This window comes from Vibrio sp. La 4.2.2, assembly GCF_027586995.1.
Taxonomy (GTDB): Bacteria; Pseudomonadota; Gammaproteobacteria; order Enterobacterales; family Vibrionaceae; genus Vibrio; species Vibrio mediterranei.
Window position 1 is genome coordinate 26,541 of sequence record NZ_JAPPTJ010000003.1, and the last position, 20,011, is coordinate 46,551.

Here is a 20,011-nt window from a genome sequence, read left to right on the forward strand (position 1 = left end):
TAACCCCACTATTATAAGGAAGTCAGATGTCAGTTAAAGCGCCCACCTCTCGACTAATTGCGATTACAATTAGTGCCTTACTCGCTTCATCCAGTGTACACGCTTCGCAACAAGCGGCGGATGCCTTTGCACCAGAAATGGCAACAGGAACGAGCGACAAACAACTCGTCAAAGCAAAAGACTGGATGGTAACCGCAGCCAACCCTGAAGCGACACAAGCTGGCGCTGAGGTTCTAGCTCGCGGTGGCAACGCTGTTGATGCCATGGTTGCCGTGCAGCTGATGCTAGGTTTAGTCGAGCCACAATCAAGTGGCATTGGCGGCGGCTCATTTCTTGTCTACTGGGATTCGAAAAAGCAGCGGTTAACCACCTATGATGGTAGAGAAACAGCACCATCAGCTGCCAATGGTGACTTATTTCTTGATAAGAACGGAAAACCACTTAAGTTCTATGACGCAGTGGTAGGTGGTCGCTCCGTGGGCACACCAGGTACAGTCAAACTGCTTTGGGACGTTCATCAGAAATACGGTGCTCTTGATTGGGATGAAGTGGTGTTGCCTATCGCTCAGAAAGCCGAGCAAGGTTTTACTATCAGCGAAAGATTGTCGATGCTCATTGAGAATGACGTCGATTTTCTTACTAGACACCCAACAACAGCCGCTTATTTCCTCAATAAGGACGGCACCCCAAAAACACAAGGAACCTTGCTAAAAAACCCTGACTACGCACAAACCTTAAGAACTATTGCAGAAAAAGGCAGTGACGGTTTTTACAAAGGCCCCGTAGCTACAGCGATAGTCAACGCCGTTCAAAAGGAAGCAGCAAGCAATCCAGGCAAACTTTCACTGGCCGACCTTGCTAACTATCAAGTAAAGAATCGACAAGCCGTCTGCGCCCCATATAAGCAATACGATGTTTGCGGCATGGGCCCTCCAAGTAGTGGCGCGCTAACACTGGGACAGATTCTGATGTTAACCGAACCATTCAAATTAAATGAGCTGGGAAGTAATAACCCAACCAGTTGGCAAATTTTAGCAGATGCTTCAAGGCTAGCATTTGCTGACCGCGGTCTATACATGGCCGATAGCGATTTCTTCGATGTACCAGTGAAAGGACTGCTGGATCAAAAGTATATCGCTGAAAGAAGCGCGCTCATCACACCAAACGAAGCGCTGCAAAAAGTATCCGCTGGCTCTCCACCCGCAATAAAAACCGTTCAACTGGCACAAGATCAAGCCATAGAACTTCCGTCTACAACGCACTTCAATATTGTGGACTCGCAAGGCAATGTTATATCCATGACCTCTTCCATTGAAAACGTATTCGGGTCGCGTGTCATGGCAGCTGGATTCTTATTAAATAATGAGCTTACCGACTTTTCATTTGTGGCCAACAAAGATGGTAAACCTGTGGCTAACCGAGTGGAAGCGAATAAACGCCCACGTTCTTCAATGGCACCGACTATCGTCATGCATGACGATAAGCCTTACCTTGCTATCGGATCTCCCGGCGGTAGCAGAATTATTGGCTATGTGGCGCAAAGCATCATTGCACACGTAGATTGGGGAATGGACATTCAACAAGCCATTGACCAACCGCGCATGATTAACCGTTTCGGTGCCATGGATGTTGAAATAAACACGCCTCTGGCGGACTATGCACAGCAATTCGAAGCAATGGGCTATAGCGTTAATAAGAGAGATCTCAACTCTGGTCTGCACGCAATACGAATTACTGAAACAGGTTTAGAAGGTGCCGCTGACCCAAGACGCGAAGGAGTGGCGCTCGGTAAATAGACATCTTGCTATGAATGGCCTAAGTGCTTAAATGCAATTTAGGCCATTTTTCTAACCACTGCTTCTCATTCACGCGATTCAGAAATATCTGATAGTCCCGCTTGATGTTATAAGTCACGTCCCCCTCGAACAAGGATTCCAGTTCAAAAGCGTGAACAATTTCGATTTGGTCATTGTCGAGCAGCCTAACGGCTATGGCGGTTTCTTTCTCAGGCCAATAAGACATCGCATCTTGCAAGCTTTTATATGGTTTGTCGCCATTACGAGTATGCATTACCGCTTGGTTCTTGACTTGCCAATGATAGCGAGGGTGTTGCTTAGATAGCTCTTTTTCGATAGTTCGCTGTATCTCTAGCCCCTCCACCTGATCATCAAAGTAAATCACATCAATATCGTTTAATGGCGTTGAAAATTGATACTGATGCAGTGAATCCCAAACTAAGTTTCGAACAAAACCCGCGGCTACATAAAGGCGATAGGAAGACCTTGAAAGTGCCTGAACGGTTTGGAGCAACTGAATTCGGTTCTCATCTTGTACCAATAGCTTGGTCAATTTTTCAAGATATTCATTTGGATTGTTTCGCATACGAGTTATATCACCACGAGCATTATTAAAAGATGCCATTAATTGATTTAAATCAAATTATTAATTTGATATTAGATTTATGTTGTAAAGGTGTTAAACACAAGGAGACAAGCATTATGGAATTAAAAAAGGACCCGCGCTGCTATACCGACATTTGTATCGATGGCAGATGGTTTCATCACGATCACTGTACCGATACAGCCTATATGCTTTGGGGAGGCAGTTCACCACAACTAAAACTAGAAAGAACACCAAACACCGAAGATGAACTGATTGGTCTTCTAAAACAAGCAAGATACAAATAACCTATGATGCTGGTTAGCCTCTATTACGTCTACCAGCATCGAAAATAAAGCACTCTAACTACTAAGTAAGTTCCACTCCTACCACTTGATGATTCTCATCACATTCAGAGTCGATAGTTTTCCATCCAAGATGTAGATACATCAACGGCACATCAGTATAAGCAAACAGAGTTTTCTGTTCGGCATTAGACATCAGGTGAATTGCACAGTCGATGAGGTGGCGAGCAACCCCCTGACCTCGCCAAGTTTCATCAACATACAATGCATTAAGCCAAATTACATTAGGTGGATTTTTATCGCTGCCACTGTCTTCCGGAGACGAAAATAAAGTAAACGCGAGCCCACCTATCAGCTTTCCATCCTTCAACGCCGCAATAGGGTTTGGAATGCCCTCCTTACGTTCCACATCAAATCTAAAGTCACTCCAACTAAGCTGAAATAGTCGCTCTAGTTCTTTCAACATTGTGGGTTCAATAACTTCAAGCGTTTGAAACGTCGCTGGAAAGCTATTTAAGGGTTGTGTTGTCACTTGTTTCATTTCTACAGTTTTTTTCCGAGACGCTTTTCAATTTGTCGCTTTTCCCACTTAGGACCAAAGAAGCTAAACAGTTCAAACGCATTGATTCCGTGGTTGAGAATACCGATCCCCCATCCCATCGCTGGCCACCATGCCCAAATATAGCTAGGGTCCGTGACAATGTTAATGGTAAACAGTAACGTCATAACTAACACATACGTCATTAAGTGAGAGTAAAAACCTTTGATAGATCTTACCTGATCGATAACGTTCTGTTCTTCCTGAGTGATCTCTACTTTACTGGTCATTTTAGGCTCCTGCTGTAGTTCAGTGATGGTTGTTTCAAATACAGCAGCTAGTGATTTTAGGGACTCCAAACCCGGCTTTTGCCCTCGCTCAATTCTCTGAATCGTCCTTATACTTAATCCGCTTAATTCAGCTAATTGTTCTTGAGACCAACCACGTTGTAATCTGAGTTTTCTAATAATCATCATTTATCCTTTCTGCTGTTGCAAAACAACTGTACTTACTTGGAGCTAAAATCGTTACGACAGCAATCTGTCACCGCTATGACACTCTTTAGTTATCAGATAGTTAAAAATTACATTCTGACTTCTGATATAGCCAAGTTAGACAACAACAATGCGTGACACACAATACAAGTTACTTATTTTTCGCTTTGCTAATATTTTACTGCCCTAATAATGGCAAGTGTTTAACGTTATGGTAAGTAAACGCCAAAGTGACACATTGGTTAATCATTGAAGGGAGTGGTTTTGAAGTAGATAGAATGATAGCGCGATTACCTTGGAACTGAAGCGATTCTCCGTAAAGCTCTTTAAAGGTGTCAACAAGCTTCGATTGGCAGTTGAAGTACAAATAGTATTGAGTAGGAGTGTTAAGTTTCCAATCTATGCGTATTGGGCTCCCTCCCTCAACTGAATAACTCGGCTCTCCCCATTTCAACGATTCCTTTACTTCACCAAGCTCTTTAGCTACTTGATAGATCAACGTCCTGAGTTCGAGCATCCGTGAACGCACTTCATTCGGATATTGGTTGAATTTTTCTTCGACAGATTTGTCCATGAAAACCCCGTTATAAGCCACCAGCTAAATCGAGAAAGTTACCCGTTGAATAGGAGGATTTATCCGATGCAAGCCAATATATCGCTTCCGCCACTTCTTCCGGCTGACCACCTCTACCAAGCGGTAGAACCGATTTGAGCCTGTCAACTCTCCCAGGCTCCCCACCATCACTGTGCATATCCGTATATATCAGCCCCGGACGAACGCAGTTCACTCGAATACCTTCTGAAGCCACTTCCAACGATAACCCTTTAGTGAGGGTATCAATTGCACCTTTAGACGCGGCATAATCAATATACTCATTTGGCGAGCCTGAACGCGCTGCTCCAGACGACACATTTACAATGCAACCGCCGCTACCACCATTGCGCGTCGACATTCGTTTGACCGCTTCTCTTGCACATAGAAAATAACCAGTGACATTCGTTGTTAGTATGGCGTTGATTCTGTCTGCGGACATATCCTCTAAGCGAGTCTGCGGTTTTAAAATACCCGCGTTATTTACCAACACCGATAGTGTTCCTAATTCACGATCGACGGTCGAGAATAAGCGCAGAACTTCATTTTCATCAGATACATCGGCCTGAACAGTGATGCATCGCCCTCCTTGCGCTTGTATACTTTCAGCCAAAGCTGAGGCAGAACCTACGTCAGACCTGTAGTTAATACATACCGCATAACCTTTCTTTGCAAAAAGTGTAGCGGTAGCTGCTCCTATCCCTCGGCCCGCACCGGTGATCAATACTGCTTTATTCTTATCCATACGACTAAATCCCGACTTCATGTATCTTGAAGTCCATTACCTTAACACATCAAAGAAATAGTACTTGGGCATACCGCCAAACACAGCAACACAAATGAGTCGTAGCAGAGTTAACCAGCCTGCGATACGAAGTACAATCACCGATAGTTATTGCCGATTACCCGAAGTGCGTCGAAGTTTCTTTCTGATACCGTTACGCATATTTCCCGATTATTTGAAGTAGATCTTCTACTTTATGGGCAACATAATCAGGCTTGGCTAGCCATCCATCTGGCTCTGAACGACTATAAGCTGCGGCAACTGAGATGACCTTAGAACCTGTCCCTAGTTCTTTCTGCAAGTTACGAGCGAACTGCGTATCTGCTTCATGATCGCCGATATACATCAGCAATTGTTCATTTTTGCTTCCCAAAATGGACTCTACACATTTGATGCCGCCATAAGGATTTGGTTTTTGGCTTCCATCAGGAACATCGTCATAACCGACAACCGACTTAAATGGCAAATTGATCCCGTGATTTTTCAGCACACGACGAATGTTGTTTTGAGAGTTCTGAGAGCAGATGCCGTGGGGAATATTAGAGAATTGCTCGATAACACCTTGAATGCCATTAAACAGAGAAACTTCCGTTTGGTTTTTCTCCTGATGCTCAGCCCACATTCCTCCAGCGACAAGCATTTCTTCGTGTGTTAATCCATAGTAGTCAACATATAGCTCTTGCCAATTCTTAGCACCATGGTTCGCTTCATGGTACAAGTCTTCACTAAGCAAGTATTTCGGTAAATTCTCGTTTGATAGGTGTGGCGCGACTATCGATAAAATCGTTTTGGTAATATCAATATTCTTTGGCACAGAGTTAACCAACGTGCCATCATAATCCCAAAGTATTGCGTCTAACTTCATTATATTCAAATCACCTAATTTTTTAATTTTATCAGAAGGTTAGTTGGTTTCAGCGCTCTACTTTAATGGTTTATATATTGATGACTGTGAGGTATCGCAGAAAAGGACAGATTGATACGCAGTGTTACCCATACCTTCCTCGTAAACGCTTCAAATACACTAATGTTCTTCTGTCATAAAGCCAAGATATTCCGGGGCGACTACTCCCTTACGAAACCATTCCGTTTTTTCCGAACAAAAAATCTGAGCATTGGGAGACAAAGTGAGTGCAGTATCCAAACAGCCCACCGGAACAACCAAATCCTTCCCGTTCTGCGATTCATGAGGTAAACCCGAGCCGCAGCGTGAACAAAATACCTTAGTGAATGCACCGCTCGGATGGTCAAATCGAACAGTCAGCTCTTCACCTATAGTCCAAACTATGTTGTTTTTATGGGTAATCGCATTTGAAGCGTGCGAAGAACCCGTTACCCTGCGGCATTGCTCACAATGACAAAAATAAAAGTTCTCAAAGCTGTCTTGAACTTCAAATCTCACTGAGCCACACAAACAGCCACCAGCTACTGTCTTTGTCATAACATCTCCTTATGTTAGATTTTCCAACTCCATTAAACAGCGTGAGCTAACCACTTGCATGGTTCTATATTCAATTCAGTGAATCTAGCGGTAAATGAAGATTGCAAAGGACTACAAGCATAAACACCAAATGTCACTGGAGTTTGGGCAGGTAAAGGTGGATTTGATTTCCCCATGTCAGCCGTCGTCTCACCCAATTGATGAAGATGGAAAATCCGCATTTGCTTAAAGGTTTGTCCATCAAATGACGACTCAATGAGAAAGTCAGGACCACGACGACTTAGGCGATACCAAACCTCGTTTGGCAATGGAATATCGGACGTTGCCCAATCAGAATAACCTAGGTTTGTCACAACACTGCCTAGCCTAGAATACTCTTCATTCTCATACTCAATCGAAGCTTTAAACCAGTTTTCGCTGTCTAGATAAATGATTAAACCGCATTGATCGAACTGAGCTTGGTAGTCAAATTGTACTTTCGTAGTGAAAGTGAAATTCTCAGTTGTCTCAAGTTGTAGTGCTGGAGCGTTATCATTTCTGAAGCCATAGTAAGACCGCTGCCAAAAGTCCGTCTCGGGATCTGTGGTTATTGATACAGAGCCTTTAGTTACCTCACTATTCCTCGGTTTGTATAACCATTTCGCTGTCGTAAAATCTATCATTGTTAAGTTCTACTGCTTTCTTGTTGTAGGCCCTATCATACCAATAAGTATCAGTGTTTCTGAGCGCTACGTATAATACTGAAAACATAATTGGGGTCTTTAATTAAATCTAACTTGGGTACACCTTTGGGTGTGCCTGATAGAGTCATTCCACGTTGCGTCGCACTTTGCGAGCCCAGTAAGATGGTTCCTACTCCATCCGAACGCTCCGACAAACTGACCTCAGGAAGCGCGTGGATATTCAAAGAAGTGATATTTCTCTGAATAAAGCCATCAACTATGATGATTCTCTCATTGGTAATTCCATAAAATGTCTTCTTCCTTTGAGAGGAGTCCCAGAAAAAGCGACCTAGTACAAAGTTCAAACCAATAACGACAAACACCCCACCAAACAGTAAAAAGAAAATCGACGCCCCCGAGTTAAACGCAGTAAATTCCCAAAAAATCGCAAAACCACACCAAAGTAAACTAAACGGAACCAGAAACAGGTCGGTACGTCGGAATACGATTCCCTGCTTTGGTTGCCCTGACCAAATCAACTTCTCTCTTGGCTCAAGTGCTTGTTGAATAATGTGCATACTTCTTCCTTGGGTGTTAGTAAAACCGCCAGTTCTCTTTTCCTAGTATTGTTCTTAGCAGTGCTTTCCGTTGTAGCCTTATCGTCCATCAGTTAGAGCGTCACTTTCAAGTAACAATTATTTATATAGCAGCGTTTAATTAGGTTAAGATTTATTTCCACCTTCTTAGAATCTGACAGGCACAAGATGCAAGTATCAGAATGATTTCAAATAGAAGAGTAGCAATCCTTTGGTAGGGCTGGGAGAGTTAGTGCTTGAGATTGCAATCCAATCGAAGATATCAGCATGTACAGTTTCTTTAAGAAACCTTGGTGCTCACTTTTGTAAATAGCCTCGGCTTCCTCTGCCGATACTACTGTGATAATTAACGATTGTTCGACAAAACCTTGTTTGATTAACTGAGTAGACTCTTCTTTGAACGTTGCTGACTCTATACAAAGGTAAGTGTAACTATCACCTTTGTTATAAAACTCAAAATCCATTTTTCCCTCAATTTAGTTCTTAAGTAATTCAGGCCAATTTAAATCAGCTTTTTGTACATTCCCGCTAATATCCTTTTGCCAGTTTTTTTGAACTGACTTGCTATAGTTCAAATACAACTTATTCTCGAAAATATACCAAGCATTAGGATCGATGCTAGCCGTGTAGCCTTGACTTACAGCCCACGCGCAGTATCCGCCGTATTGAGGCGCATAAGCTGTTGGGTTAGAAACAAACTGCTGCCGGTTTTCCTGTGTCGAAAAGTACCATTTAGCGCCATTCCACTCATAAGTAATATCACTATCACCTTTTAGTGGTTTACCTACCGTAAAGTAAGCAACTGGGTCATAACCTTTTATCGCTTTGCCAAAAAAATCACTATAGGTGGGTTCCAGTGCATAAACATAAGTCCACGAACTTAACCACATCAGTATTATCGAAAACAATCTTGCTGAGTATTTCATAACGCACCCTCCTCTATCACCATAGATAAAGAACTGAGAAAGCAGCGAAAGATTTCATTCACGCGATAATTTAAAAGTACTAATCCGTTAAACTCAGCCTAGGGAAGTAAAGTAACAAATACCTGCAACCATTAAGAGGTTTCTACAAACAAAAGGACGTGGCTTGGTTAAATCTTTCGGTACCCCTTTTTCAATAAGATGCAATTGAATAAACTCAAACTTCGACATGTCGGCCTCTACTTGTTGCTTAGAACATTATGAGGCCTATTTGGTGAGGATTACCCTAACCGCTCGTATATTTCGACACACTTCAAACTCATTGGACTAAACCACATCCCATTATGAGTTGCACTAAATGAAGAAATAAGCCTAATAAATAACCTGCCATCAACTAGGCATACTCTGCAACATAATCGCAAAAGAGCAACCTATTGCAACAGTCCAAGATAAAGAACGTAACGTGGCTTTGTTGAGCAAGTAGAGAATGTTGTAAATAACGCGAAATACGATGTGTACTACCGCTAAAAACTGTACGGTCTCATTAATGGTTCCCGTCGCAATGGCCAGCAATATCGCTATGGCAAACACAATCAAAGATTCGAAAGCATTTTGGTGTGCCGCTAAAGCACGCTCGCCAAATCCTTTGAGTTTTGCTTGCTGTTCTCTGGGATTATTATTGTCGTAACCTCCAGCTCTATGCATTGCGACTGCAAGAGGCATTTTCGCCAGATAAGGCAGTAGTGCCGCAATAAATAAACAAAGTACTAATGTCGTCAAGTTCTAATCCTTATGAAGGTTGTCCTAAAGCCCTTTTGAGGACCTATCATGTGCATTTATTCAACATAAAGTGCCAATCCTCTTCTGATATCCAAGACTGAAACACCCTCTTTCTATGATAACCAGTCTGGGTTAAAGAAGTCACTCTTATGTAGGGTTTGCCCAGCAGTGACTTTTGATACCTTAATGCCGCAGGTATATCGTAAAGGTAGACATCTTCATCATCAGCCGTCAGGTGACTTTCATTGTTTCTGATCGTGACTAAAACCTGAAATACCGCACCCAAAAAGGCACTTGCATATGCCACAGCACTTTGTTCATTTGAAAATACAAAGTGAACAACTAATACGGCCGTAACCCCTCCGACTAACGAAGACAGGCCCATCTTCCACGCTCGATGTAACCCAACAAATTCGATTGTACGTTTCATAGAACTTTCCTCCTGGTTGTTATGTTCTATGAACCACCCACTGATAGACAGATTGCTTGCTACTATTGCGACTGGAATCACTGCGGCATATTCAGGTAGAGTGTTGGTAATCTACTTTAATGACTGTGGAGTTCACATTAACAGTACTAGAACAGGTCCACTTTATCGGCTTATCCATTACAACGATGTCACCACCTTTTGGCACCAAGCAGGAACGTTACCATTAAACCAGTTGATGTATTTCTGAGCCTCGTGGTTTCGACGACTAATCAAAAGATTAGTCACCTCAATCACTATCCAAGCTTTCGCTATTACTAAATGCTTTTCCAGCAATTCTGCGGAAATAGAAGGATTGTAGATCAAATATTTATCTATGACTGCACGATAGTCTGAGCGCGTACCCAACCCTTTAACTAGTGGCGCAAGATCGATAGCAGGGCTACCGAAACCAAATCGCTCCCAATCGAAGAGAACGAGCTCACCATTATCCCTTCTCCCCCAATTGCCATCATTAGTGTCGCCAGATACTAATCCACAATGCTCAAATAGTTCTGAAGACAAAGTCTGGATAGTTAAGAGTGCATCTTGTGTTTCATTAGGTAGCGACAAAGCTCGAAAAGCAAATTCTGTATCCTGTAACGACCAAGCATGCTGTTTTACCTCAAATGTAGGAATATATGAGGATTGATGAATGTGTGACAACTGCTCAAAAGTACCACTAGATTGCTGTAATTCCTCTAAAGCTACTTTATTTGGTACTAGCTCAATGAATAAATCGTCGCCATCTACGTTAATTAGTTGTGGCGTCTGCACATTTTTAAGTTCCGGTGCTGCATATTGATAGAAGCCAACTTCAACGGGGGACGCATTCCGTTTATTGATATAGGGCCTTCCCCCGCCTTCACAAAGGATAACTTGAGCGTTTCCCATCTTCGACAAATATTGCGACTTCATGACTTAGCCTTAATATCGAGCGGCGTATAATTAGTCTTGAACGTAAACGCGTAGGGACTATCACCATTCGCTCTTAGATACGCTAATCGTTCCAAAGCTTCTTCTGTTGATGGAATGTGGTGGTCTTCAATCCACCATAACACGTAGGTATCCTCAGCAAGCCGGTGAAACCATTCACCTTTGCGGCGCATAAAATCTCTATGGTGTGTTCTAAACATAAAGTTTTTAAGCGAATCTACCGACTCCCAAACAGACATATTTACTATCATGTTGGGGTCATCGAAGAGTTGTATACTGGTCGCATCACCGCTGTCATCTTTTAAGCGCCAAATAAAGCCTTCACTTTCTTCTGCAATGCCATTGACCAAGTCTAAGTTATCAACGAACTCCTTAATCTCAGGAGCATCGAGCGGATATTTTGCTAATGCGATATTTAGTTGTGCCAGTTTCATAAATTCCTTTCCTTGGAATGCATACGGTTGATAGCTAACACCATTCTTTTTCCCATTGATGTTCAAACATCATTTAAAGACGACTTCAGAAAAATGTGGGTTATCTACCAATACCTCTAACTTATTGATTTCATCTAATATAACAAGAACATCTGTTTCCTTAGCAATTAGCTTCAGACATTCATTGTTGCTCTCGTCTCGCGCTGTATCCAATGCAATACCTTCTAGTAGCTGACCCACTTTCATCGTTAATTTAACCGGATAACGATACATACACGCTATTTCAATATAATCGTAGTCACTGCAACTTATCATTCGTTAACCTCAGAACTGCTAACCCACCAAATTACCCTAGTTATATATTGCTAGAAGGCGCTTTTTATAGCTGCTTCTCCATTCGAAGCAGGTCCCAAACCACCCCATCATAGGATCTTGTCCCTGTTTCACGAGACGTGACGTTAAAGCCTAACGCTTCATAGCAACGTCTCGCTGTTCGATTGTGCGCAAAAACTGCGAGTGACAACTGCGTCGCAAAGTATCGCGTTCGAGATAATTCGATTAACTGCGTTAGCATGATTTTAGAGATCCCCTGGCCCCGAAAGTTGCTCGACACAAATACACGACAAATACGGAAATTTGACTCAGTGACTTTGAACAATTCAACGTAGCCAACACGCAGGCTACCGGATACAAGAATAAAAGGAAGGACTTCGGGTTTAGCGCAGTGGCTGGTGAGTTGATGGTGGTCTAATGGAAAGGCGAAATTTGGCCCTCCCCATTGATAATTCAGTTTTTCTGAGTCAATCCATTGGATGAGCGTATCGTAATCTGCTTTGTCGAATACTCTGAGTTTCATGGTTCTCTCACTAATTGGCTCTCGCATTAAGTACATAGACTAAAGCACTTTTTCATAGCATTGCTCTCGTTGCATTGCGCCCCATAACTCACGTTCTATTTCCTCAACCTTACTGAATCCATATTTGATATATAGCGATTTTGAGACAGCAAGTCCGGCTACCGTCCATAACACTACCTTGGAGTAGCCTCTGTCAAGACAGAAGTCCAGCGCTTGTTCCATAAGCGCTTTGCCCACTCCTTTCCCTCTTGCAACGGGGTCAATAGAAAACCACCTGAGCTGTGCTTCGACCTCAGAAAGCTCGCAAATACAAATTGTCCCGACAAGCTTGTTATTAAGCCTGACAAGCCAAATTCTCTCTCGATCATTGTTTCGCTTAGCAAATTGCGCCAGTGGTTCGGCAACATAAGCTTCAAATGTCACGTCATATCCATATTCACTCGAGTACAATAGCCCGTGCTGTTTTATAATCTGCCCAATATCACCAGGCCTTAAAGTATTTGATATTTCCATTATTCTCCATTCCATAAGAAGAAGTCGACAAACGCGACAAGGCGGTATAAACCACACGGTCCCAAGCAGTACTATGAACTAAGCTTCAGGAATACGCCCTCTTCCCTTAATTGAGCACGTAAGTCTAGCAACTGAATATTAGCCGATATTACTGATAGCAGATTTCCAAAGGCTAGTCCGAGCATAAGACCAGCGGCGTACCCAGCCCAAACCTCCAAGTTCGGCTGATAAAACATATTAACGGCCTGACAAAAGAAAAGCAGACTGATTAAATAATGACGAAGTTCCCCGCAGCTCACTTTATAAGTATTAGTCGCATAGTCGTAGCAGATTTTGACTTGTGAACTTAAGCCGCCCAACTTGATGTACATTCTAGTTTTGCCACTTTCATAAGAAATATCATTTAACTCAAGCACTTTCTCGATACGTTCTAGCATATTTTTATTCCCTTTGAGCTTATTCAGAATCTATCAAGACTATTACTCTGCGGGAGCACATTCAGAACAAGAAGGCTATTTCACGAGATACTTCAAAAACAGAGTTGGTTTCATTGTGATTTGTGACGAGCAGAGATTCACCTCAACAGTATGACGTTGGTATTTCTTCTCTCGCCACAACAAATCAGCAAACTTGAAGGAAAACCACCAAGCACTACACATTACCGCTATTACTTGACAGCTTTACTGTGCATAGAAAAACTCTATTTGTCTAGAATGACCTCAAATCCCCCATAAATGATGCGCTTGCCATCGAATGGCATTGGATTGTTTTCTGGGCTCATCCTCGGGTCTTCTATTATTTTTTCCCAAGCAGAATCTCGTACATCCTTAGAAGGCCAAACGACCCATGAGAATACAACTGTTTCGTTGCCCTCTGCTTGAACCGCCATAGGGAATGAAGTAATTTCTCCATCAGGCACCTCACTTCCCCAAGCTTCTACAACCTTTATTGCGCCGAAATCTTTGAACATCTCTGCTGCAATTTCTGCGTGCGCAATGTACTTTTCTTTATTCACTGTTGGTACGGCAGCTACAAATCCATCGACATATGACATAAGCGAACTCCTTTGTATGGAGTAATAATCGTAGTACAAGGACTGCGTTGTACATAGCTGCCTGCCGTTAGAATGAGCTTTAGCAGATGCTGACACTGCAAGTGTTCGGACTTATAGACTGCTTGAGTCGTTTGAGGGAACTATAGCTTCCTAAGAGGCTGTAATAACTGTGTTACAAAGAATAAGAGCACCACTACTCCTGTAGCTTCCCACCACATCAAATACTCGATTCGCGTGCACATACTAATCAAATAAAGAGTGACAACGTACATTAGGTAATAGAAACGATGATATACGCCTAGAAGAGATCGACAGTTATCACAATATATAGGAATCTTAGGATAAGCTTTAAGTTTGCTAGCAAGTGTTAATGACTCATCACAATTGGGGCATTTAAACATCGAATATTCTCATGCAGTTGAATAGAGATTCAACCTAACCAATGTTAATACACTCAACCAATCGTCTAGTTAAATTCTTCGGCCAGGTTCAGATTAATGAGTAGATTTAGCTGTATTCTCTTTAAAGGCTAGCAAACAACAGTATTCAAAATATGCAACGCAATATCAGCTCACTATCTGTCCGCTGGGTGGTTGACCCCGTCATTTGTCACCACATCACCCAGATCAAACGGGTTAACTCCTTGTAAACATCCGACGTTGTATCCGTATTCAGTCGGGTCGGAACGTCTTTGGTGATGAGTGTAAATGCCACAGTTCGAGCAAAAATAGTGTTTTGCCGTATGCGTATTGAACTGATATAGCTTTAAGTGTTCCTGCCCTTTCAAGATACGAATACCGTCTAGTTTCACTGATGCAACGATCGCTCCACGACGACGGCACATTGAACAATCACAACGTCGAGGCTTATCTATTCCATTTGGTAGGTGCAACTCAAGCTCAACAGAACCACAATGACATGTAGCTAGATGGTAAGTTTTAATCAGGGTGTCACCGACTAACTTGGTCATTCATTTATCTCCAGTTTGATAAAGCGGTTTTAGGCGACAAGTAATAGCACGCTAAAAATGAGGTGAAGTGGAACCTAACAAGCTGTCACGCGCCTTACTTTAAACCCATGTTAAATTCTCATTACTCCAGACCTGTTAATTCTTGTGGGGTAAATTGGTAATTGTGGCTATTCCATTTTGAAGCAATACCAATGTCATAGCCGTAGACAAGGGCTACCTGAATTATGTCTTTGCTTAGTGATTCTGGATAAGTCTTAATTATTGCCTGCGCTAATTGCTTTGCAGTTTTGGAATCATCAACATTATCCTTATAAAGAAACGCTTGAGCATTCACATACGTAGTTGTTCTAGTACCTGAATCAGATGAGGTAACCGTACTTGAGCCTGTTGTTACCTCTGCATATCTAACCGATTCATTGCTGTTTATTGCTTCCTGAGTTACTAGCAGACCTTTAAAAGGTTCTGATTCAAATAAACTAGAAGTATATGCTGGCACAAGCGCTGCAACGATGAATAAAACAGCCACTACCCCTAAGTGAGGTTTCCAAAGTGAAGGGAGTTCTTGACGATTGGCCTTTGCATTTACGACGTAAGTACCTACCACAAGGTCATGTAATGATTGTCGAGTCACACGATTAAAAACGTATAAGTAAGAAATCGAAAGTAAGCCACCAAGAGTAATCAAAGATAAGGGGTACATTAAATATGAAAGAGATAATTCGTTTGGAATCTGTGCTCCATTCAGTGAAAATGGAATCGCTAGGAAGCTAAACCTTGCAAAGGATTTAGGCAGACTAATTGTTGAATTGGATGAGTCTACAACTCTGATGTTTAGTGCTTTTTTACCAATTGTTTGACCATTTGATACAGAGCTATTCATAACTCCAAAATATGTAATTGAAACGGCAAAACCAATTAACCTACCCCACCCGCCAAGTTGGGCGAAGGTGTCTTCAAGAAACAAACCTATAACAGACCCAAAAACACCTAGTATTAGAGAGTCGATAACCAAGGCCCCGATTCTTCTCCAAAAGCCGCAAATCCATTTCTCTTGTACTTCTTCCAAAATTCATTCCCTAATACAACGTTTGAAAACAATCTAATACCTTGTTATGCGTGTTTAATTCCTAAACTGAGCAAGTATTATTTATTGTTTTCCTTACCCTGAAAATACTCTTCGTACTTTCTGGCAACCCACTGATGAATGTGAAATCCAGTTTTGCGAACCAGGTACCAATCTACAGCAGCTAAAATAACCAAACCAATTATCGTTCCCATAGAAAACTCTCCATAAACATCGTGTGTAATTTCATAAAATAGTTAACAACACTGTGAACCTAAACAAGCTATTAGTGTTAGTTCTGGTTTTCCCGAACTTTACATAATACTGACGCATCACGTCCGACTAGGTGGCTGCTAATAGGCGGAACTTGAACCCAAACTGAAGAGCGTTACGAACCTGCCTGAGTTCATTATTCGCAGACTACCTACAACGCGAGCTTAAACCCTTCATGTGTCGCTTTGAATCCAAGTTTTTCATAGAACCTGATTGCATCAGGGCGCTGCTTGTCACTTGTTAGCTGAACGATTGTACAACCTTTGTTTTTTGCCAGTTCGATAGCATGTGCGAACATTTGCTCACCGAAACCTTGTCCACGATAGTCGCTATGGATTCGGACTCCTTCGATAAGACAACGCCAACTCCCAATATGCGTCAGGTATGGAATAAAGGTAATTTGAAGCATTCCAACTAGAGAGTTTTCCTGTTCAACAACAAGCAATTGGTTGTTTGGATCTCGTGCAATAGCTGCGAACGCTTCAAGATAAGCGCTGTTCAACGGAATAGAGGAATCTTCTCTTTGACTACCAAGGGGGTCATTTGAAAGCAAAGCAACAAGACTTTCTAAGTCTTCAAGAGTAGCTGAACGATATTTTAATCCCATTGAGGGTTCCTTTTTACTTTTGACTACTAACATCCTGTTAAAAGTAACAGTTTACCACCTTTGCACTCAAGTAAAGCCACTGTAACCTCAATACGCAACCAAACCAAAATCGGCGCCCTTAACGCGTCCACTTGAGTAATTTTTCAGGTGCCCTTTCGCGATACCTTTATTTCAAATACGTCACATGGCGTACCTTGATGATATTTAAGCTGCCACAACTCTCCGACTAAAACCCAAATGGAACTGCGCTTGGTGAAGTTGCTAACTTGACCACCGTCATCGATTAAAGCAGATTCATACGTCAGCAATTGAACTGTTGGCTCTAATGCGACACATTCATAATTCTGAGAGTGTACCTGCACATTTGATGGTTTCTCCGTTTCCATCATTCGAACAATTGATTTGAAGTCGTAGCTATTACCTGATCTACCAACTTCTCTAAAGCCTGGATGGATAAGTCGCTCAATTTCTACTTTGCCTTGTCGGACTTCGAATTGGTGCAACGCAATTTCTTGTTCGATTAGTACTTCCATTTATTCTCCGAAATCGATAAGGCAACTAACGCCGCATTATGGTTGAGCAACGCTTGACAATACTTGAGCCAAGCGTTGCTAATCACTAAATGCTTTGTTATGAGCCTGTTTTAATTGGTTTCGGCTTTGCCCAACATTTGGTCGATAACAGGTGTCATTTTTTCTTTCACACTATCAAACTTAGACATATCTAGACCACCTTTACCGTCGAGGTGATACTCACCATAAGCGATCTTCTTGTGATTTTTGTATAAACGAAGCTCTGCATGAGATAAGTAAGGAACGAAGTCCCATGACCTTAAAGCTGTGTAGGTAAGCTTGTAGTTGCAAGATTCAGGTACAAAATCAACGAACTCTGTCGTAATACCGTGATATTGGAAGCGATCTTCGACTACTCCAACAAAATCATCAACTATGACTTTCGGGTTATTCTGAATACAGACATGCTCCAAACTATAGTCATTGGATACAGGCTCAACTGTAATTGATGTACAGCCGGAAATAATAAGAATTGAGCTTACAGCTAACAAACTTGACGCTTTCATATAGACAACCATTTGCATTATTTTAGTTGTAGCTGATTATACAAGCGGAAACATATTAGTCATTGAAATATGTTAAGTTTTTCGATTTGACACGTAACGCCCAGTTAAGAGGTTGATAACTTTCAACCTCTTAACCAAACCTTGCCACCGTAATCACTACAGCTATTAAAACTGACAAACGTTGGCATTCCTGCTTAAACGGTTTGTATGGATAATAAGCACTCCAATCGGGTAATGTGAGACCCAGGCTTTAGCTGCAACTAAAGCTTTCTATGTAGCAGTTCGTTTAAACGCTGGCTCCTCTATCGAGAGACCGATAACAAACATGAACACTACATAGGACTTCAAGCATCAACCTCGAATAGTCGACTGGGTCTCGAACCCGCATTACGCAAGCATGAGTTAGCTTATTATGAATACCAAAATCAATCAAAGCATCAACGTTGGAGTTGATACTGGCAAAACACTATTAGACATCCACATCAGGCCACTAGACCTATTTTTCTCAGTAGAGAATAACGATAAAGGCATCAAAAAAGCACTCAAAACAATTAAGAGTCATAGTCCTGAACGCATCGTTATTGAAGCTACAGGCCGATTAGAAATGCCTTTTGTTTTAGCATGTGCAGAGGCTCAACTACCTATTGTTAGGGCAAACCCTGTCCACATTAAACGATTCGCTGGCGCTATTGGCCGCATAGCCAAAAATGATCGTCTAGATGCGGAGTTGATCGCTCACTATGGAGAAGCAATCAAACCATGGAAAAGAATCGAATCCAGATACTTCCTGTTTCTCTCCATTCGACTATCAAACCATTGCTAACCACGATAAAAAATCAGATCAACAAGCTAGAAGAAAAGCTTGTTAAGCTCATTGAAGATAGCCCTGAATACCAGAATAAAAACACAATATTGCAGAGCGTTCCAGGGATAGGAAACATTGCCGCTGCATCTATAATTAGCAACGTACCGGAACTTGGCTACATCACCAATAAACAAGCCGCGTCACTGATAGGTGTCGCTCCAATCACACGCGAAAGTGGACGCTACAAAGGTAAGCGTGTAATCCAAGGCGGTCGAGCGCAAGTACGAACCGTTTTATACATGGCGATGATGTCAGCTATGCAATGTAACCCTGTTTTCAAAACCACCTATTCACGACTTTTAGAAGCTGGGAAACCTAAGAAAGTGGCTATCATTGCCTGCGTTCGCAAGATGGTTGTAATACTGAATTCAATGTTACGAGATGGCGTCATGTGGGATGAAAATGTAGCCAAAATTTAGCTATTGACGCCATAGTCGTTTGTTAAGTGTATTTTACGGAGATCTGATCAATTGCACGGTTATAGTAACCAAGCTTATCTAGTTGGCTGTTTTCTATTTCTACGACCTGCACACCTACACTTTTGAGTAGATCTAATTTACTCTTCGAGCCATCAACGTAGGTTTTGGGGATATAGTAGTACACTTGATTAAATATCAATAAACGCTTGGTGTGCATGGACTTTTGTCTGAAAGTAAGCAACCACCATAGATCATTTTCATTAAAATCCAAAGATAGACCAAGAATATGGACGTCTTTAGTGAAGAACATATCAACCCATGATAAGTGCTCAACTTTATCCTCTTTGAACCGCTTAGTTAAAGGCGAAAAAGAGCGACTTTTGTAAGTATCTTTAGTGCCAGTAACAACATAACTGCGCATATGCTGCAAATATCCACTGTAGTGCTCATAGCCTAATGTTATAGATTGATAAGCATTTGCAGAACCGTGAATATGCCAAACTTTTTTATTCCCAACTTCATGATAACGAAACAAATTGTAAAGTGACTCTTTGATGTAACCACTATTTTTGAGTGACTTGGTTTTAGAGGACAGTACAGACTCAAGGGACAAATCATAGTTAGTTGTGAGAATATTTTCACAGCTTAATTCCATCAAACGGTTATGAATAGTGCTTGATTGGATATCGCTGACATGGCTAGCTACAAATCTTTTAACTACACGTTCGTCAAATGAACCACTAGTGTCTAAGCCCTTGAAGTAGATTTCTTCATAAGCTAGGGGAAAAGGCTTATCTTTAGGAAAATCCACCGAAATTGACAAATGTTCTGTAAGGTCCTTAAGAAGATCCTCCCATGATTTTCCGGCAACAATATTATTTATATCATTACCAACTAGTACAACATAATCTCTCATACTTCCTCTATACACTTAACGCCTTGCTAAGTTGCAGCTAACAACCATTGCATCTAAACAAAGCCAC

28 protein-coding genes and 1 pseudogene are annotated in these 20,011 nt (G+C 41.8%); 3 read left to right on the top strand and 26 right to left on the bottom strand.

Annotation, left to right across the window (positions count from 1 at the left end; all coding sequences use genetic code 11):
• Positions 1 to 26 precede the first annotated feature (26 nt).
• Positions 27 to 1,796 (top strand): gamma-glutamyltransferase, encoded by a 1,770-nt coding sequence (gene ggt / locus OH456_RS06350; protein WP_252039025.1) that lies wholly within the window; start codon positions 27 to 29, stop codon positions 1,794 to 1,796.
• A 19-nt stretch (positions 1,797 to 1,815) separates the two neighbouring features.
• Here the strand turns inward: ggt and OH456_RS06355 are convergent, their stop codons facing one another.
• Entirely contained in the window at positions 1,816 to 2,421 is a 606-nt protein-coding gene (locus OH456_RS06355; protein WP_006072366.1) for a nucleotidyltransferase family protein, read from the bottom strand.
• 77 nt (positions 2,422 to 2,498) lie between these two features.
• On the opposite strand from OH456_RS06355, the gene OH456_RS06360 reads away from it, so the two are divergent.
• Positions 2,499 to 2,687: a hypothetical protein gene (locus OH456_RS06360; RefSeq protein WP_006072365.1), complete on the top strand. Its 189-nt coding sequence runs from the start codon at positions 2,499 to 2,501 to the stop codon at positions 2,685 to 2,687.
• A gap of 61 nt (positions 2,688 to 2,748) precedes the next feature.
• On the opposite strand, the gene OH456_RS06365 is transcribed toward OH456_RS06360, so the two are convergent.
• The 24 genes from OH456_RS06365 to OH456_RS06480 form a co-directional block, all read right to left on the bottom strand.
• Positions 2,749 to 3,225 carry a GNAT family N-acetyltransferase gene (locus OH456_RS06365; RefSeq protein WP_006072364.1) on the bottom strand — a complete coding sequence of 159 codons (477 nt, stop codon included), beginning with the start codon at positions 3,223 to 3,225 and terminating at the stop codon, positions 2,749 to 2,751.
• Positions 3,226 to 3,227: 2 nt separating this feature from the next.
• Positions 3,228 to 3,695 (bottom strand): 2TM domain-containing protein, encoded by a 468-nt coding sequence (locus OH456_RS06370; protein WP_006072362.1) that lies wholly within the window; start codon positions 3,693 to 3,695, stop codon positions 3,228 to 3,230.
• Between the two features lie 199 nt (positions 3,696 to 3,894).
• On the bottom strand, positions 3,895 to 4,290 hold the full coding sequence (locus OH456_RS06375; protein ID WP_252039023.1) for a DUF1801 domain-containing protein: 396 nt from the start codon (positions 4,288 to 4,290) through the stop codon (positions 3,895 to 3,897).
• 10 nt (positions 4,291 to 4,300) lie between these two features.
• Positions 4,301 to 5,053 (bottom strand): SDR family oxidoreductase, encoded by a 753-nt coding sequence (locus OH456_RS06380; protein WP_270033077.1) that lies wholly within the window; start codon positions 5,051 to 5,053, stop codon positions 4,301 to 4,303.
• A 193-nt stretch (positions 5,054 to 5,246) separates the two neighbouring features.
• Positions 5,247 to 5,957: an HAD family hydrolase gene (locus OH456_RS06385; protein WP_124941114.1), complete on the bottom strand. Its 711-nt coding sequence runs from the start codon at positions 5,955 to 5,957 to the stop codon at positions 5,247 to 5,249.
• A gap of 159 nt (positions 5,958 to 6,116) precedes the next feature.
• Positions 6,117 to 6,533, bottom strand: a complete 417-nt coding sequence (locus tag OH456_RS06390; RefSeq protein ID WP_270033078.1) for a GFA family protein — start codon at positions 6,531 to 6,533, stop codon at positions 6,117 to 6,119.
• 32 nt (positions 6,534 to 6,565) lie between these two features.
• Positions 6,566 to 7,195 carry a DUF1349 domain-containing protein gene (locus OH456_RS06395; RefSeq protein WP_236110575.1) on the bottom strand — a complete coding sequence of 210 codons (630 nt, stop codon included), beginning with the start codon at positions 7,193 to 7,195 and terminating at the stop codon, positions 6,566 to 6,568.
• Between the two features lie 50 nt (positions 7,196 to 7,245).
• Entirely contained in the window at positions 7,246 to 7,773 is a 528-nt protein-coding gene (locus OH456_RS06400; RefSeq protein WP_240206784.1) for a PH domain-containing protein, read from the bottom strand.
• Positions 7,774 to 7,979: 206 nt separating this feature from the next.
• Positions 7,980 to 8,255, bottom strand: coding sequence for a hypothetical protein (locus OH456_RS06405; RefSeq protein WP_198557770.1), 276 nt, complete (start codon positions 8,253 to 8,255; stop codon positions 7,980 to 7,982).
• Between the two features lie 12 nt (positions 8,256 to 8,267).
• On the bottom strand, positions 8,268 to 8,717 hold the full coding sequence (locus OH456_RS06410) for a YHS domain-containing (seleno)protein (protein ID WP_124941110.1): 450 nt from the start codon (positions 8,715 to 8,717) through the stop codon (positions 8,268 to 8,270).
• Between the two features lie 387 nt (positions 8,718 to 9,104).
• The gene (locus tag OH456_RS06415; RefSeq protein ID WP_270033079.1) at positions 9,105 to 9,494 is read right to left on the bottom strand and encodes an MAPEG family protein; all 390 of its coding nucleotides are present in this window, start codon (positions 9,492 to 9,494) and stop codon (positions 9,105 to 9,107) included.
• Between the two features lie 46 nt (positions 9,495 to 9,540).
• On the bottom strand, positions 9,541 to 9,924 hold the full coding sequence (locus OH456_RS06420; RefSeq protein WP_270033080.1) for a hypothetical protein: 384 nt from the start codon (positions 9,922 to 9,924) through the stop codon (positions 9,541 to 9,543).
• A 177-nt stretch (positions 9,925 to 10,101) separates the two neighbouring features.
• Entirely contained in the window at positions 10,102 to 10,878 is a 777-nt protein-coding gene (locus OH456_RS06425) for a phosphotransferase family protein (protein ID WP_270033081.1), read from the bottom strand.
• Positions 10,875 to 11,330 (bottom strand): DUF3291 domain-containing protein, encoded by a 456-nt coding sequence (locus tag OH456_RS06430; protein ID WP_270033082.1) that lies wholly within the window; start codon positions 11,328 to 11,330, stop codon positions 10,875 to 10,877. The genes OH456_RS06425 and OH456_RS06430 overlap by 4 nt, the downstream gene beginning before the upstream one ends.
• A 69-nt stretch (positions 11,331 to 11,399) precedes the next feature.
• Positions 11,400 to 11,645, bottom strand: coding sequence for a Rho-binding antiterminator (locus OH456_RS06435; protein ID WP_270033083.1), 246 nt, complete (start codon positions 11,643 to 11,645; stop codon positions 11,400 to 11,402).
• 64 nt (positions 11,646 to 11,709) lie between these two features.
• Positions 11,710 to 12,186, bottom strand: coding sequence for a GNAT family N-acetyltransferase (locus OH456_RS06440; protein WP_198557765.1), 477 nt, complete (start codon positions 12,184 to 12,186; stop codon positions 11,710 to 11,712).
• A 39-nt stretch (positions 12,187 to 12,225) separates the two neighbouring features.
• Entirely contained in the window at positions 12,226 to 12,699 is a 474-nt protein-coding gene (locus OH456_RS06445; RefSeq protein WP_031495856.1) for a GNAT family N-acetyltransferase, read from the bottom strand.
• 71 nt (positions 12,700 to 12,770) lie between these two features.
• Positions 12,771 to 13,136: a hypothetical protein gene (locus tag OH456_RS06450; protein WP_270033084.1), complete on the bottom strand. Its 366-nt coding sequence runs from the start codon at positions 13,134 to 13,136 to the stop codon at positions 12,771 to 12,773.
• Between the two features lie 263 nt (positions 13,137 to 13,399).
• Complete coding sequence (locus tag OH456_RS06455) at positions 13,400 to 13,753, bottom strand: DUF1428 domain-containing protein (RefSeq protein ID WP_006075010.1); 354 nt, start codon at positions 13,751 to 13,753, stop codon at positions 13,400 to 13,402.
• A gap of 574 nt (positions 13,754 to 14,327) precedes the next feature.
• Positions 14,328 to 14,723: a GFA family protein gene (locus tag OH456_RS06460; protein ID WP_006075009.1), complete on the bottom strand. Its 396-nt coding sequence runs from the start codon at positions 14,721 to 14,723 to the stop codon at positions 14,328 to 14,330.
• A gap of 121 nt (positions 14,724 to 14,844) precedes the next feature.
• A complete protein-coding gene (locus OH456_RS06465; RefSeq protein ID WP_270033085.1) occupies positions 14,845 to 15,789 on the bottom strand; it encodes an RDD family protein in 945 nt (314 codons plus the stop codon).
• A gap of 421 nt (positions 15,790 to 16,210) precedes the next feature.
• The gene (locus OH456_RS06470; RefSeq protein WP_006075006.1) at positions 16,211 to 16,666 is read right to left on the bottom strand and encodes a GNAT family N-acetyltransferase; all 456 of its coding nucleotides are present in this window, start codon (positions 16,664 to 16,666) and stop codon (positions 16,211 to 16,213) included.
• Positions 16,667 to 16,809: 143 nt separating this feature from the next.
• A complete protein-coding gene (locus OH456_RS06475) occupies positions 16,810 to 17,199 on the bottom strand; it encodes a nuclear transport factor 2 family protein (protein ID WP_270033086.1) in 390 nt (129 codons plus the stop codon).
• 110 nt (positions 17,200 to 17,309) lie between these two features.
• The gene (locus OH456_RS06480) at positions 17,310 to 17,744 is read right to left on the bottom strand and encodes an Sbal_3080 family lipoprotein (protein ID WP_270033087.1); all 435 of its coding nucleotides are present in this window, start codon (positions 17,742 to 17,744) and stop codon (positions 17,310 to 17,312) included.
• A 412-nt stretch (positions 17,745 to 18,156) separates the two neighbouring features.
• On the opposite strand from OH456_RS06480, the pseudogene OH456_RS06485 reads away from it, so the two are divergent.
• A pseudogene (locus OH456_RS06485) lies at positions 18,157 to 19,028 on the top strand (IS110 family transposase).
• A 22-nt stretch (positions 19,029 to 19,050) separates the two neighbouring features.
• Here OH456_RS06485 and OH456_RS06490 read toward each other — a convergent pair.
• The gene (locus OH456_RS06490; protein ID WP_270033088.1) at positions 19,051 to 19,944 is read right to left on the bottom strand and encodes an SIR2 family protein; all 894 of its coding nucleotides are present in this window, start codon (positions 19,942 to 19,944) and stop codon (positions 19,051 to 19,053) included.
• Between the last annotated feature and the right edge of the window lie 67 nt (positions 19,945 to 20,011).

Bases quoted from the DNA above. Each gene is read 5' to 3' on its own strand.
- ggt (WP_252039025.1), top strand. From the start codon at position 27: ATGTCAGTTAAAGCGCCCACCTCTCGACTAATTGCGATTACAATTAGT.
- OH456_RS06355 (WP_006072366.1), bottom strand. From the start codon at position 2,421: ATGGCATCTTTTAATAATGCTCGTGGTGATATAACTCGTATGCGAAAC.
- OH456_RS06360 (WP_006072365.1), top strand. From the start codon at position 2,499: ATGGAATTAAAAAAGGACCCGCGCTGCTATACCGACATTTGTATCGAT.
- OH456_RS06365 (WP_006072364.1), bottom strand. From the start codon at position 3,225: ATGAAACAAGTGACAACACAACCCTTAAATAGCTTTCCAGCGACGTTT.
- OH456_RS06370 (WP_006072362.1), bottom strand. From the start codon at position 3,695: ATGATTATTAGAAAACTCAGATTACAACGTGGTTGGTCTCAAGAACAA.
- OH456_RS06375 (WP_252039023.1), bottom strand. From the start codon at position 4,290: ATGGACAAATCTGTCGAAGAAAAATTCAACCAATATCCGAATGAAGTG.
- OH456_RS06380 (WP_270033077.1), bottom strand. From the start codon at position 5,053: ATGGATAAGAATAAAGCAGTATTGATCACCGGTGCGGGCCGAGGGATA.
- OH456_RS06385 (WP_124941114.1), bottom strand. From the start codon at position 5,957: ATGAAGTTAGACGCAATACTTTGGGATTATGATGGCACGTTGGTTAAC.
- OH456_RS06390 (WP_270033078.1), bottom strand. From the start codon at position 6,533: ATGACAAAGACAGTAGCTGGTGGCTGTTTGTGTGGCTCAGTGAGATTT.
- OH456_RS06395 (WP_236110575.1), bottom strand. From the start codon at position 7,195: ATGATAGATTTTACGACAGCGAAATGGTTATACAAACCGAGGAATAGT.
- OH456_RS06400 (WP_240206784.1), bottom strand. From the start codon at position 7,773: ATGCACATTATTCAACAAGCACTTGAGCCAAGAGAGAAGTTGATTTGG.
- OH456_RS06405 (WP_198557770.1), bottom strand. From the start codon at position 8,255: ATGGATTTTGAGTTTTATAACAAAGGTGATAGTTACACTTACCTTTGT.
- OH456_RS06410 (WP_124941110.1), bottom strand. From the start codon at position 8,717: ATGAAATACTCAGCAAGATTGTTTTCGATAATACTGATGTGGTTAAGT.
- OH456_RS06420 (WP_270033080.1), bottom strand. From the start codon at position 9,924: ATGAAACGTACAATCGAATTTGTTGGGTTACATCGAGCGTGGAAGATG.
- OH456_RS06425 (WP_270033081.1), bottom strand. From the start codon at position 10,878: ATGAAGTCGCAATATTTGTCGAAGATGGGAAACGCTCAAGTTATCCTT.
- OH456_RS06430 (WP_270033082.1), bottom strand. From the start codon at position 11,330: ATGAAACTGGCACAACTAAATATCGCATTAGCAAAATATCCGCTCGAT.
- OH456_RS06435 (WP_270033083.1), bottom strand. From the start codon at position 11,645: ATGATAAGTTGCAGTGACTACGATTATATTGAAATAGCGTGTATGTAT.
- OH456_RS06440 (WP_198557765.1), bottom strand. From the start codon at position 12,186: ATGAAACTCAGAGTATTCGACAAAGCAGATTACGATACGCTCATCCAA.
- OH456_RS06445 (WP_031495856.1), bottom strand. From the start codon at position 12,699: ATGGAAATATCAAATACTTTAAGGCCTGGTGATATTGGGCAGATTATA.
- OH456_RS06450 (WP_270033084.1), bottom strand. From the start codon at position 13,136: ATGCTAGAACGTATCGAGAAAGTGCTTGAGTTAAATGATATTTCTTAT.
- OH456_RS06455 (WP_006075010.1), bottom strand. From the start codon at position 13,753: ATGTCATATGTCGATGGATTTGTAGCTGCCGTACCAACAGTGAATAAA.
- OH456_RS06460 (WP_006075009.1), bottom strand. From the start codon at position 14,723: ATGACCAAGTTAGTCGGTGACACCCTGATTAAAACTTACCATCTAGCT.
- OH456_RS06470 (WP_006075006.1), bottom strand. From the start codon at position 16,666: ATGGGATTAAAATATCGTTCAGCTACTCTTGAAGACTTAGAAAGTCTT.
- OH456_RS06475 (WP_270033086.1), bottom strand. From the start codon at position 17,199: ATGGAAGTACTAATCGAACAAGAAATTGCGTTGCACCAATTCGAAGTC.
- OH456_RS06480 (WP_270033087.1), bottom strand. From the start codon at position 17,744: ATGAAAGCGTCAAGTTTGTTAGCTGTAAGCTCAATTCTTATTATTTCC.
- OH456_RS06490 (WP_270033088.1), bottom strand. From the start codon at position 19,944: ATGAGAGATTATGTTGTACTAGTTGGTAATGATATAAATAATATTGTT.